Annotated in this window: 8 protein-coding genes; 5 read left to right on the forward strand and 3 right to left on the reverse strand. The window is 57.9% G+C overall.

The genetic code is table 11. The features are described from left to right. Positions 1-662 precede the first annotated feature (662 nt). The 4 genes from LB558_RS22965 to LB558_RS22980 all read left to right on the forward strand — a co-directional run bounded on the left by LB558_RS22965 (position 663) and on the right by LB558_RS22980 (position 6,795). The gene (locus tag LB558_RS22965; RefSeq protein WP_224699624.1) at positions 663-3,800 is read left to right on the forward strand and encodes a hypothetical protein; all 3,138 of its coding nucleotides are present in this window, start codon (positions 663-665) and stop codon (positions 3,798-3,800) included. Next, positions 3,781-4,236 carry a response regulator gene (locus tag LB558_RS22970; RefSeq protein ID WP_224699625.1) on the forward strand — a complete coding sequence of 152 codons (456 nt, stop codon included), beginning with the start codon at positions 3,781-3,783 and terminating at the stop codon, positions 4,234-4,236. Before LB558_RS22965 ends, LB558_RS22970 begins: the two co-directional genes overlap by 20 nt. Then, positions 4,233-5,456 carry a hypothetical protein gene (locus tag LB558_RS22975; protein ID WP_224699626.1) on the forward strand — a complete coding sequence of 408 codons (1,224 nt, stop codon included), beginning with the start codon at positions 4,233-4,235 and terminating at the stop codon, positions 5,454-5,456. Before LB558_RS22970 ends, LB558_RS22975 begins: the two co-directional genes overlap by 4 nt. A gap of 391 nt (positions 5,457-5,847) precedes the next feature. After that, complete coding sequence (locus LB558_RS22980) at positions 5,848-6,795, forward strand: DMT family transporter (protein WP_224699627.1); 948 nt, start codon at positions 5,848-5,850, stop codon at positions 6,793-6,795. A gap of 79 nt (positions 6,796-6,874) precedes the next feature. Here LB558_RS22980 and LB558_RS22985 read toward each other — a convergent pair whose 3' ends face one another. The 3 genes from LB558_RS22985 to LB558_RS22995 all read right to left on the reverse strand — a co-directional run bounded on the left by LB558_RS22985 (position 6,875) and on the right by LB558_RS22995 (position 8,817). Then, positions 6,875-7,024, reverse strand: a complete 150-nt coding sequence (locus LB558_RS22985) for a hypothetical protein (protein ID WP_010910556.1) — start codon at positions 7,022-7,024, stop codon at positions 6,875-6,877. Positions 7,025-7,770: 746 nt separating this feature from the next. Then, a complete protein-coding gene (locus LB558_RS22990) occupies positions 7,771-8,118 on the reverse strand; it encodes a DUF2934 domain-containing protein (RefSeq protein ID WP_224699628.1) in 348 nt (115 codons plus the stop codon). Between the two features lie 90 nt (positions 8,119-8,208). Further along, positions 8,209-8,817: a BA14K family protein gene (locus tag LB558_RS22995; protein ID WP_224699629.1), complete on the reverse strand. Its 609-nt coding sequence runs from the start codon at positions 8,815-8,817 to the stop codon at positions 8,209-8,211. Between the two features lie 248 nt (positions 8,818-9,065). On the opposite strand from LB558_RS22995, the gene LB558_RS23000 reads away from it, so the two are divergent. Continuing rightward, a complete protein-coding gene (locus LB558_RS23000; RefSeq protein WP_224699630.1) occupies positions 9,066-13,190 on the forward strand; it encodes a Pls/PosA family non-ribosomal peptide synthetase in 4,125 nt (1,374 codons plus the stop codon). Positions 13,191-13,197: the final 7 nt, after the last annotated feature.

Here is a 13,197-nt window from a genome sequence, read left to right on the forward strand (position 1 = left end):
AGAGAAGCCCTGCAAAGGCACCAATCTTTGCGAGCTCTCCCCCCACCACAGCAACGCTATTTGAAATCATAGCGACGAGTCGCGATATATTTCAGTGCAGGTTTTCGAAAATAATCGTGTGTGACACTCCATCGAATACTTGCGCGACGTTATATGCCGGGTAATGTTCTCGGCGGGTGGTTGTTTTGAAAAGTGGGGATGCCTAGACAAGGCCTGTAGGCGAAATCAAAATAACCGATGATATACCTCCCGGATGTCGAAATATACCGATAAATAGCTGCGAGCTTCTGGATCCGGGAACCATGCCTGTGAACAATGCTGATCGACTGCGATAACGTCGACTCTTTGGATTTTCCATCAGATTCACTTAGAGAAAAATCGAAAATGAGAAATTGATGCCAGTAAGCCGTAAAAGACGCACAAATAGAATCCTTAAATTTAAGAACAAACTTCGCGGATCTCAGTTTAGCTCATCCGGATTTTCGTCAGCAAGAAGCAGCCTTCCCATCTCTGAAGTCCGTGGGTTCTCCACATGGTCCTCCCGCGTCGCACGTCAGTCTTTGACACTTAAGGGTCATTTTCCACGCCATGTAAAAGATATTTCGAGTTATCCACCACTAGAGCCTGCCAGCCTTGGGCGCGAGCTCGAATGGGCGCTCGGCATGTTTGAGAAGAATACCGACACTTTGAGGAGCTATGTCAAATCGCGAAATCAAATTGAGACTTATCTCACCAATGGGGACCTGAAGAATGCCATCGACTTGGTCGACGGTATAAACAGCTCCATCTGCTGGTCCATTGAGATGCTCGGACTCCGAGTTGCACTCACTCGCGCCCTCTATGGGCTTGAGGCTCAAAAATCCTGGATAAACTCCAAAGAAATTCCCGCATCATCACTTGCCCCCAGATTTTTTACTTATTGGCTTGGAGTGAGATCGGAGGAATATCAAAATCCATTACTCTATGCAGATGAGATGCGAACGCGTGTAAATCAATTCGAAATGAGTGAGCAAAGTAAGATCTTTCTAAGATATCACTTATTTAACGATTCCGTCGAAGACATATTCGAAGCCGATCTAATCGCCGCTCACACAACTCACTCCATATTGGATCAGTATGAATGCTGCGTCCAGCTCGCAAGAACCGCCGCAGCTGAAATGCGAATATCCTCTGAGTTTTACTACAGATCCTTGCTACCTTTCATGCAGTCTATCGAAGACAGGCGATTTCAAAAACTGTCGTTTGCTTTCGGCCATATAGGCTCAGTGAACGACATAATTTCAAGAACTTACGCCGCAGATCAGTATGCCTTGGATCGCACGCGGGCCAGGCCAAAAGAACTGAATGACTTGGAGGCCGCACTCGCCCTCAGGGGGAACGATTTTGGATCCGACATTCCAACCAACTTAGATCCGGTCGTTTATCAGTCCATTCGAAACATCTCTCAGCCGGGGCAGCCATTCACTGACGGCCATACGGCGCTAAGCCGATATGCACTCCTATATCCCAATTTCGAAATAGGCCTGTGGTGCAAGAGCCTCCTTGCAACCTTGGATACCGCATCAGTTGAATACAGGCACAGCGCATACGTACTTCGATTTCTCGCCACCTCTGCATTTGAACCATTTGTCGCGCCACATCTACCGGAACCATTGACCCAACCCTTTTTGGACTCGATCCAGCGTCGCTTCGAGGCAGGGCCGGTTACAGCATTCTATAATGCGGCTTCTTCCGCGCCGCCTTCTCCCAGTAAAATTCGACACGGATCGATAGCCGTACACGAGGCAGCATTGGTGTCCGCTCGAAATGCGAAGGATCTGTCTCTCGTGTATGAATACTCGTCCATACTCCGTGTCCGGTTCTCGGCAGCGACGCGGGAAACCGTCCAATGCGAAGTCCTATCGTTGCTGGCACTTGAACGGATAACAGAGGCGGTCGAGGTGGCTTCGGCGATCTATAGACAGAGTTCAGAACTCGTCGTCTGGCTACCCCTCAAACAGCTCGCCTCAGCCCTGAACGATAGCGTCGTTGGACGCGAGCAACCCTCCCTTGCGCTAGCTGAGGTGCTATGGCTGTTGGCCGAAAATGTAGATAGAGAGTTCAGATCGTCGGTAGTCTACGCGATCGAGAACTACCTGGAATGTATCGGCATCTCGCAGCCGTCAGATATGCCGATTGACGACGTGCGAAAGGACGCGGCCCTAAGGGACTTTTTATTCCTTTACTGCTCTCGAGATGTCCTTGCTTTGTCGCTGAATTATGCCGACCAGCAGGCACTCGAAGATGAGCGTATAAGGATACTGACACTTCTTCGAACGGCCCACCCCGACTCGGCTTCAGCCTACGAAGACAAGATAACAGCCATTTTGCGTCAGCAAGAAATTGGGAAGGCTCTCGCGTCGCTCCAAAGAAGTAAAATTTCCATGGATGAGGAGCAAATTCGCGAATGGGGGCACAAGACGATAAAAGATAAATTCGAGCGCTTTCGCGCATTAGTAGATGCCGGAATGTCACCAGTTTCCGCCGACTATGCTGACGAATTGCTTGATAGCCTTGCGAAGGGCGAGACAAACACGGTTGCTTACCAGATACCTGACAACGAGCCCGCGACCTTATTTGCGGAGATTTTCTATCAACTTTGCCGCGAATGCTCCCTAAATGCAAAGCATGGTATAAATAGCTATTTAAGTCTGCGCATTAGACATGGAACGATTTCTGGCCAGCTTCGAAGACCCTCCCAAGAGCAGCATCTATTGTCGATGGTCGGCAGTGATGACGATGAATATGCCCCCAACATTCACTGGTATGATGCGCTGAAAGTGGAAATCGGTGAGAATCCTGCAGCATCAGTGTCATACACGCTTGCTTCTTTTTCGAAGGATTATGATGAGCTTATCGAACGGTTTACGAGCGAGTACGTACAAATAAAGCGACCCGAGAAACCGAATGGCCTCATCGAATACCGCATGAGAAACGAGGTAATGGTTGTATTTTCAGCAGAAGCGTCGAGCCTTAGTTCGTTCGATATATTTTTCGACGAATTTTTGAAAATTTACTGGATTCACATTGGCCAAATGCTTGCCGTGGTTCGTTCCTATATAGACACCGATCTTCGCGATCAATTTGGCCTGCTTTTCGAGCGACTGCGTTCAGATTCTGTGGATGCAATGGATGGTCCGCCGGTTCCTATGCTTAATGACGCCCTTCTTCGTGCGCGCTCCGGTTTGAATGAATCTATTACTGAGATGTCGACATGGTTCGATGTTCCCCAGACCATAGAAAACTCGTTGTTCGCTTTCGCCGACTTGGTAGAGATTGGAAAGGAAATGGTCCGCCGCCTGAATCCAGAGTTTAACCCTCGGGTCTCAATAGTAGATAGAACTGATATAAAACTCAGTAACGCGCTGGTCGTGTTTACCGACGCTCTATTCATACTTTTTGGGAACGTGGAGAAGCATTCCGGAATGATTTCTCCCCGTGTCGACGTCGACGCTGATCTTGTTGGTGACTGTATCCAGGTCAGATTTGTAAGCGATTGCGACGACATCGAAGTGCATCGGGCATCTATCGAAGCGGCGATGGAGAAGATGCACTCTGCGGACCACGCTGGCGACGTGAGCAGAGAGGGGGGAACCGGGTTTCCAAAGCTAGCGAAGGTGATGTCATTCTCCAGAGATCCGACCCCGATCGAATTCTCGATAGATGCTCCTAGCAGTCGGTTCGCTGTTATTCTGCGATTCAGCGCCAGAATTATCGAACCTAAAAGTGAGGGAGCTAACTTTGCGAACCTTGGTGGTTGAAGATGATGAAAACAAGCGCCGGCAGGTGATGGACTACCTAGCCGCCAAGCACCCGGAAGTCGCCGTCGAACACTCTGGCTCACTAGTTTCCGGGTTAAGGAAGCTCAAAGAGAAGGCCTTTGATTTGGTTATCCTAGACATGACGTTGCCGAACTATGAAACTTCAAACTCCGGATCTACGAGGATGCACGCTTTTGGCGGCAGAGAGTTTTTGAGGCAAATGGCACGCGCAGGACTGCATGGGAAGGCAGTGGTTCTGACCCAGTTTGAAAGTTTTGGGGAGACTTCGAATTTGACATTTTTGCCGGATCTGGATGCAGAGCTCCGCAACAAATACAAAGATGTCTATCTAGGTGCGATATATTATCACGCATCGCAAAGTGAATGGACTGGAGAACTGACAACAATTATTGGAAAACTGAGCGAAAAAATATGAAAATACTTCTTGTTGACGACGATAACGACAAAGCTAGAGATGTATCTAGGGTTTTACTTGAGGCCGGCGTACACGATCAGCGAGACATTGAGCACGTTACCAACGCTTACGACGCCGCTCAGGCGCTGAGAAGAAGCAAATTTGACTTACTAATACTCGACCTCGTTATTCCGAACACAAAAACCGATGACCCAAAAGCCGATGGCGGCAAGCTCCTTCTTCGAGATATAAATGGCCGTCCAGGGTTCATCCATCCGACATATATCATAGGACTCACTTCTTTTGACGACGCAAGGGAGAATTCTACTATTGATTTTAATAGAGGCCTGTGGACTATTATTAAGTTTGATCGCTCTTCGAGCGATTGGATAGACATGATTAGGTCTAGGATTCGATATATACAGTCGTCAGAGGCCGCCACGACCGCAGGCGCTAATTATGGCGTCGACCTTGCCGTCGTTTGCGCGCTGCGGGAACCAGAGCTTCGTGCGGTGCTTGGCCACGATTACGATTGGCAGAAGACTGAGAAGCCACTGGACCCAACGATATACTGGAAGGGCACTTGGCAGGATCGGAAGGGCAACCTGCGAACGATTGTGGCTGCTTCAGCGGGCAATATGGGACTGGTAGCCGCATCATCATTGACCGCCAAAATGGCAATGCACTTCCGACCTAGAGTCATTGGGATGTGTGGAATTTGTGCAGGCCGCGAGGGAGATACAGAACTGGGTGACGTTATTGTGGCGAATCCTTCATGGGATTATGGAAGTGGAAAATTTTCAAACGGGGACGGTGGCTCAGATTTCGCCCCTCATCCTACCCAAATCCCGTTGTCGCCCACCCTTCGCAGAGTCGCTGAGATGGTTGCAGATGACGGATCGTTTCTAGATAGCTTAAGGCGGAGCTATTCCGGCTCGCCTCCTAAGACTGCTCTCAAACTGCGGATTGGGCCGATGGCGAGTGGCGCTGCGGTACGCGCAGATGATAGTTTTTTCGAGGAACTAGCCAAAGCCAACAGAAAGGTCTTGGCGGTAGAGATGGAGGCGTACGGCGTCTTCGCGACGGCAAACGAAATGCCAAGCCCACGAGCCGACGTGTTAGTGGTTAAGGGCGTTTCTGATTTTGCGAACTCGAACAAGGAGGATTCATTTCAGGATTATGCAGCTTATGTTAGCTCTGCCTGCCTGCTAGAGATGATAGAGCGACACTTCTCTGAATAGCAGACATTATCGGACGATGTAGGTAACTATAGAATATACGGCCCGCGAGCAAGGACACCGCGACGTCTTGGTAGCTTAGCATGCAGACCTGCGGCTGACGGTCCCTCCGCCCTCAATGCCGCCTAAAATACTGCACCTTGCGCTCATACTCCTCCGCCGCTTCCGCGTATCAAACGTCCGCAAATTCCCCCGTCTGCCGATCTTTTCATCCTTCTTGCGGGATAAAGGCGGTATCTTCCGTCCTTGAGTTTCGGGATCATTTCGCTCTCCCTTGGTTAGGACCGATGACGGCCGAACGCGCATTCCCCTTCGGTCCTTCAAAACGGATGCACGACCCGACGACACAGGTTATGTTGCCCCGTCCGGCCGAGGTCAGCGAAGGGGGCATGACATGCAGACAATGCCGATAGCGCATCAAGCCGCGCAACCCGTGGCCGGCCCCTCCCTGGCCGGCTATCCGGCCGCCGTCCTGTGCTGGCTGCTTTCGGCTGGTGTCTATATCGCGGCCAAATGGGTGGCGCCTGAAATGCCGCCCTGGGGCCTCTGCTTCTGGCGGCTGACGCTTGCTTGCGCCATCCTGCTGCCGATTGTGCACCGTCATCACAAGGCGATGATCGGGCTTTTGCGAACGCGTGCCGTGGAGGTCGTCGCCGTGGGGGCGATCGGCCTCACGCTGTGCCAGGGTATGATCTACCATGGCCTCAACCACACCGACGCCACCACGGCCGGGATCATCATGGCGCTGTCGCCTGTCATGACGATGGTGCTCGCCCGTTTCGTGCTGGGCGAGCCGCTCGGGCTATGGAAGTCGCTTGGCGCGCTGGTTGCGCTTGCCGGGATGATTTTAATCGTTGCCCACGGCAACCTGACGGCGCTGTTGCAACTCAAGCTCAACGCAGGCGAGCTGTGGATCGTCGGCAGCGCGTTCTGCTGGGGCCTCTACACCGTGCTTTTGCGCCGTGCCAAATTCGGCATCGAACTCCTGCCGATGGTCGTGCTGCTGCTCGGCGCCGGTGCGCTGGTCGCCTTGCCTTTCCATGTGTGGGAATTGTTCAACGACGAACGCTCCGCCATGGACGTCGACAGCCTTCTCGCGCTCGCCTATCTGGCCGGCCCCGGCGGCGCCCTGATGTACTATCTCTACAACCAAAGCGTGGAAACGCTCGGCGCGAGCCGGGCGAGCATGCTGCTCTACCTGCAGACGGTGTTCGTGGCCATGCTCGCCTATCTGCTGCTCGGCGAGGGCTTGCATGACTACGACCTGGTCGGTGCGGCCTTCATCGTCGCCGGCATCGTCCTCGCCACCGTGGTCAGGCCAGCTCAACCACGCGTGGCGTAGAGATCTTGCGGGTGACGGCTGTGTTCAGCGCCGGTCGTATTGGCGTTTGGTGAGTCCATCGCGACGGTCAGCGGCCCCCTCAATGCCGCTTGAAATACTGCACCTCCTTCTCGTGCTTCTCCGCCGCCTCGCGCGTGTCGAACGTTCCGAGGTTGCGCCTTTTCCCGGTCTTCTCGTCCTTCTTGCGCGAATACAGCCGGTATTTGCCGTCCTTGAGTTTCCGGATCATCTCGCTCTCCCTGGCTAGGATTGGTCCTGATCAAGGCCTTGAGGGCCGCGCGGCTCAGCCTGTCGATCACCGCCGTTCGCCGCCTATGATCATTCCTCCGGTTGCGTCAGGGATGAACGCCGTTCCAATCCGAATGATCCAGAATTTGCGTGATCGCGCGAGCTTTGGTGCCGGCGTTTTTCTCGCGACGTTGAAAATGGGCGCGGGGCCAAAACGCAAAACCCGTCTGTGCGGCGGGTCACTGGCGCAAATCAGCACCATAGCCAGAAATGTAGCATAGCTGCCCTCACAGGTCAAGAAAAAATTCCTATCGACATCGACACAAGCTGCCCGCCGGACACATGCATTCCCAGCCGGCGGCGCATTGCAGTGGAGGCCGACATTCGAACGAAATAGATCCAGCTTGACGGAACATTAGTCATAGCTAATTGTTGATGTGCGCGGCAGGTGGTGCCCTCCATCGCCTGCCGAAGATCGGCCGTCCGATCGGCCCGCGTCCTCCGCCAGAGGCGCGGGCTTTCGCTTTCGCGTCCAGCGCAAGTGATGACCGACCAGCCCCGTCGCAACCTGAGCGTTTTCGAGAACCCGCATTGGCGGGCCGTGCTCACGACCAAGCCTAAGGCTCTGGCGATGGCGAAAAAGATTGGCGACAGAGCCGAAGAGATCACGCCGAAGGCGATGAGGCGTCGCCGTTTTCGTCGTTCTTTGAGTGAAGGGAGCCGTTATTTCCGTCCTTCAGCTTTCGATCATTTCGCCAGTCCCTCATCGGGGTTTCGCCGCCTTTTGGCCTTGAGCCTGCGGGCGGCTTGCTCCACCGCGGCGCGGTCGTTGCCCAGGCGCTCGATCAGCGCCTCTGCCTCGTCGCCCGATATGCCGGTGCGCACCGCCAGCGCCTCGACCTCCAGCACGTCGGTGCTGGCGATCTCGCCGGTTTCGGGCAGCGCATCGTCCGCCGTCAGCGGCAGGGCCGCCTCGCGGTCGATCTCGGCCTCGGCCTGGTGCCAGTGCCGTTCGGGATCGCCTTGCATGCGGCCTTCCCGTTCCCAGATCTGGTAGGCGCGCTCACGAATTCTGTCGTCCCGGTCGTCGCTCATGGTCAGTCCTCCTTCGGGTCAAGGCTGAACGCCGCGCCAATGCGAACGCTCCGGAAAATCCGCGTGATCGGATTGTGCGGCGCGCGGGCTCTATTGGCATTGCCGTCTCGGCCCGCCGGAGTATGGCTGGTAGGAGTTGTCTTCCGGGCGGTAGGAGCGGTAGCGGCTGAAGCAGGAATCGACATGGTCGGCCGAAAGCGCTGCGCCGCCATCGTCGGCAGCGTAGACGCCCAGGCCAGCGCCGTTTTCGTCGCCATCGCCGGCGGTGAGCTGGGCCGCCTGACCGGCGGCTTCGAGATAGGGCGAGATGCAGCGGCGCAGCTGTCCGCTGTAGGAGAGATAGCTGTTGTCGTCCGGATGGTAGGAGCGATAGCGGCTGGCGCACCAGGCGAGATGCGGAGGCGGCAATTCGGTCGCCTCGGGCGCGATGGCGCCGGTGACCGTCGGGTCGGGCGGTGTTTCCCGCGGTTTGGCGGGGATGTCGGGCGGCGCGGGCTGGGCGGCCGGCAGGCGCTCGAGGCCTTGCCCCGCTTTGTTCACCGGCAGCGCTTTTTTGGTCCACAGCTCCGCCACGTTGACGGTGGCCGTTGCCTGGTGCGGCGGCTTTGCGGCAAGCAGCCAGGCGGCGAAGCCCAGCCCGCTGCCGAAGACCGCAAGAGTCAGCACGAAGCCGCAGACCAATCCCAAAACCGCTTTCACGTCACGCTCCTTAAGTCCCTGCTCATAGAATGCAGGGCCGCAAGGCTGGTTCCAGAAAAACGCCGGGTGCACGCGCCGAGCGCGCCCGGCAAGAGGCGCCAAGGGAGGCTCAAAAGAGCGCCCAGACACAGTTCAGAAACAATATTCAACAGTTCGGAAAAACTGGCGAAAAGATCGGATGGCATAAGCATCCCGCAACAACTGGAAAAATGGCCATGCCGGGCAATGCCCGGCCTGGACGGGAAAGTATGGGAATGGATCACGGTGTCGATATCGCCGAACTGGACGCGGAACGATCGGGGCAGGAAAGCGGCCTCGCAGGGTTCGATGCGCTGGTAAGAACGGCCCCCGCGACAGCCAGGCGCGGGCAAATCCTGACGGGCGCCGACTTTGCCCGGCAAGGCCTGCCCGGTGAGCGGCTCGACACCGTCTTCGAACAGCTCGCCGAAATGTTTGCAGCGCTGCCGGCGGTGATCTCGGACGGGCGCGTCTGGACCTATCGTGAACTGGACAGCCGGGCCAACCAGTTCGCCCGTCTGCTGGTCAAGCGCGGCGTGCGGCCGGGCGACCGCGTCGGGCTCATCCTCGACCGCTCGGCGGAGACCTACGTCGCGCTGCTCGCCGTGATGAAGGCAGGCGCTGCCTTCGTGCCGCTGGCCACCGCGTTCCCCGAGGAGCGGATGGCGCTCATCATCGAGGACGCCGGCGTCAGCCTGATCGTCACCATCGCCGCCTATGCGTCGCGCGCCGGTCAGCTGCCGGTTCCGCATCTGCTGATCGACAGCGCTGCCGCCGAAATCTCCAGACTATCCGGCGCGCCGCTGAAGCCGAATGCGAAGGCCGCTTTGTCAGACGACACCTGCTACATCCTCTACACCTCGGGCACCACAGGCAAGCCCAAGGGCGTCGTCATCAAGCACCAGAGTTTCGTCAATTTCATCCGCGTCGCCGCCGCCTCCTACGGCTACCGGCCGGGCGACCGCGTCTATCAGGGCATGACCATCGCCTTCGACTTTTCCTCCGAGGAGATCTGGGTGCCGTTCGTCGCCGGCGCGACGGTGGTGCCGGCACCGGGCCAGATGCCGCTGGTGGGCGAGGAACTGGCCGATTTCCTGCGGCTCCATGACATCACCTGCATCGCCTGCAGCCCGACGCTGCTGTCGTCGATGACATCGGATGTGCCCAGCCTGCGCACGCTTCTGGTCGGCGGCGAGGCCTGCCCGCACAATCTAGTGGTGCGCTGGTCGAAGCCGGGGCGGCAGATCCTCAACACCTATGGCCCGACCGAGGCGACCGTCACCGCCACAATGGGCGCGCTGACGCCGGACAGTCCCGTCACCATCGGCGCGCCGCTGCCGACCTACTCGATCGTCATTCTCGACGCTTCGCTGCCGCAGCTTGCCGAGCCCGGCGAACTGGGCGAGATCGGCATTGCCGGCATCGGCCTCGCGGTCGGCTATCTCAACAGGCCCGACCTGACCGAACAGAAATTCATCGCCGATTTCGTCGGCCTGCCGAACAACCCGTCGAAGCGCATCTACCGGACGGGTGACCTTGGCCGCATCAACGACCAAAGCGAGATCGAATATGCCGGCCGCATCGACACCCAGGTGAAGATCCGCGGCTACCGCATCGAGCTCGGCGAGATCGAGGCGGTGCTGCTCGACCAGCCCGAAATCGCGCAAGCCGCCGTCACCACCTGGGAGATCGAGCCAGGCCGCGTCGAACTCGTCGCCTATTACGCCGCGAAGGCCGGCCAGCCGGCGATCTCACGAGCTGACCTCGCCAGGACGATGAAGCGGCGCCTGCCCGATTACATGGTGCCCTCCTATCTCGAGGAACTGCCGGCCATCCCGATGACCGTTTCCAACAAGGTGGATTTGCGCCAGCTGCCGAAGCCAACAAGTGTGCGGCTTTCGGGCGATCGCGCCATGGTCGCGCCCGGCAATGACGACGAGCGTTTCCTGGCCGAAGCATTGGCCGCGGTGCTGAAATTCGACGAAGTGTCCGTCGAGGACAATTTCTTCGACGATCTCGGCGCCAACTCGCTGCTGATGGCGCATTTCTGCGCGCGCCTGCGCACCAGGAAGGAATGGGCAACGGCGTCGATGCGCGACATCTACCTGCATCCGACCGTGGCGCGGCTCGCGCTCCATCTGGGCGTGGCGGACGAGATGACGACGGCCACCAACGAGCCCGTCCTCACCCGCCGGGCCTCGAACTTCGCCTACTGGACCTGCGGCGCCGCGCAACTGCTGTTCTACGCGCTCTACAGCTACAGCGCCCTGTGGGCGATCAATGGCGGCCTCAACTGGATGTATGACGCGCTCGACGATCCGCTGCAGCTGTACCTGCGCTGCGTGGGGCTTTCGGCTGCCGTGTTCTTCGGCATGTCGGGCTTTGCCGTCATCGCCAAATGGGTGCTCATCGGCCGCTGGAAGGCCGAGGCTTTTCCCATCTGGGGCGTGCGCTACTTCCGCTTCTGGGTGGTCAAGACGTTGATCCGCACCGCGCCCGTCGTGCTGTTCCGCGGCAGCCCGCTCTACAGCATCTACCTGCAGCTTCTCGGCACCAGGCTCGGCAAGAACGCCGTCATCGAATCGAAATCCGTGCCCGTCTGCACGGATCTCATCTCGATTGGCGCCAACACCATCCTGCGCAAGGAATCGATGATCCTCGGCTTCCGGGCGCAGTCCGGCTATATCCACACCGGACCGCTGACCATCGGCCGCGATGCCTTCGTCGGCGTGGGCTCCACGCTCGACATCGACACCAGGATCGGCGACGGCGCGCAGCTCGGCCATTCGTCCTCGCTGCACCGCGGCCAAAGCATCCCCGACGGCGAACGCTGGCATGGATCGCCGGCCGTGCCGACCACGGCCGACTATTGCAAGGTGCGCAATGTCGATCCGTCCAACATCCGGCGCTTCCTGTTCGAAGCGGTTCAGCTGATCGGGCTGTTTGCCATCGTCACCCCCTTGCCACTGCTATTCCACAGCTACTGGGAAAACGTCGGCGACGACTACCAGGAGACCATCGGCGTCGTCGCGATCGGCACCACGGTCACGCTGTTCGGCTACATCGCCGTGGCCTTCGTGGCGGCGACCCTGGTGCCGCGCCTGGTCAGCCTGCTGTTGAAGCCCGGCCGCACCTACACGCTGTACGGCTTCCGCTATTGGCTGCAGACCGTCGCTGAATTCTCCAGCAACTCGCGCGTGCTCGGCCTGCTGGCCGGCGACAGCTCGGCCATCGTGCACTATATGCGAGCGATCGGCTGGAACCTCAACAAGGTGGTGCAGACCGGCTCCAATTTCGGCTCCAACCAGCAGCACGAAAACCCGCTTCTGTGCGAGATCGGCACCGAAACCATGGTGTCGGACGGGCTGTTCATGATCAACATGCACAAATCCGCCGCCGCCTTCAGGCTCGAGCCGACGAGGATCGGCGAGCGCAACTATCTCGGCAACAACATCTACTATCCGCCGGACGGGCGCACCGGCGACAACGTCCTGCTCGGGACCAAGGTGATGATCCCCATCGACGGGCCGTTGCGCGAGAATGTCGGGCTTCTGGGTTCGCCGGCCTTTGAAATCCCGCGCATGGTGAACCGCGACAAGGAACTCATCGCGGGCGTCGACGAGGACGACCGGCGCCGGCGCATCCCGTTGAAGAACCGCCACAATCTGGTGACGATCGTGCTGTTCGTGGCAACGCAATGGGTGATGCTGTTCGCCACGCTGGCGATCTGGGACCGGGCGCTGAACTACTATACCGAATGGGCGGAGGTCGCACTGTTCGTCGCTGTGCTTTTGACCTCGGCGATCACCATTCCGTTCTACATCCTGGTCGAGCGGGCAAGCCTTGGTTTCGGCAGGTTGAAGCCGCAGATGACGACGATCTACGATGTCGCGTTCTGGCGCCACGAGCGCCACTGGAAGCTGGCGGACTCGCCGATCGTGCGCCTGTTCGCCGGCACGCCGTTCCGGCCGATGATCCTGCGCCTGCTGGGCGTCAAGGTCGGCAGCCGTGTCTATGACGGCGGCAGCAATCTGACCGAACGCTCGCTGGTGGAGATCGGCGACGATGCCACCCTCAACGAGGGCTGCGTCATCCAGGCCCATTCGCTGGAGGAAGGTGCCTTCAAGTCCGACTTCATCCGCATCGGCAAGGGCTGCACGCTCGGACCTTCAGCCTTTGTCCACTACGGCGTCGTGATGGGCGAAGGCTCGGTGGTCGATGTCGACTCCTTCGTCATGAAGGGCGAAGAGCTGGAGCCCAACTCCATATGGCGTGGCAACCCGGCCAAGCTGCACCGCTTCGTCGAGCCGATCACCGACGATGGCTCAAAGGTATCGGCCAGGGCATCGGCTTGAAGAAGTG

It is taken from the genome of Mesorhizobium sp. CO1-1-8 (assembly GCF_020164875.1).
Lineage (GTDB): Bacteria > Pseudomonadota > Alphaproteobacteria > Rhizobiales > Rhizobiaceae > Mesorhizobium.

Excerpts from the sequence above, each read along its gene's own strand:
- LB558_RS22965 (WP_224699624.1), top strand. The coding sequence starts at position 663 with ATGTTTGAGAAGAATACCGACACTTTGAGGAGCTATGTCAAATCGCGA.
- LB558_RS22975 (WP_224699626.1), top strand. The coding sequence starts at position 4,233 with ATGAAAATACTTCTTGTTGACGACGATAACGACAAAGCTAGAGATGTA.
- LB558_RS22980 (WP_224699627.1), top strand. The coding sequence starts at position 5,848 with ATGCAGACAATGCCGATAGCGCATCAAGCCGCGCAACCCGTGGCCGGC.
- LB558_RS22985 (WP_010910556.1), bottom strand. The coding sequence starts at position 7,024 with ATGATCCGGAAACTCAAGGACGGCAAATACCGGCTGTATTCGCGCAAG.
- LB558_RS22990 (WP_224699628.1), bottom strand. The coding sequence starts at position 8,118 with ATGAGCGACGACCGGGACGACAGAATTCGTGAGCGCGCCTACCAGATC.
- LB558_RS23000 (WP_224699630.1), top strand. The coding sequence starts at position 9,066 with ATGGGAATGGATCACGGTGTCGATATCGCCGAACTGGACGCGGAACGA.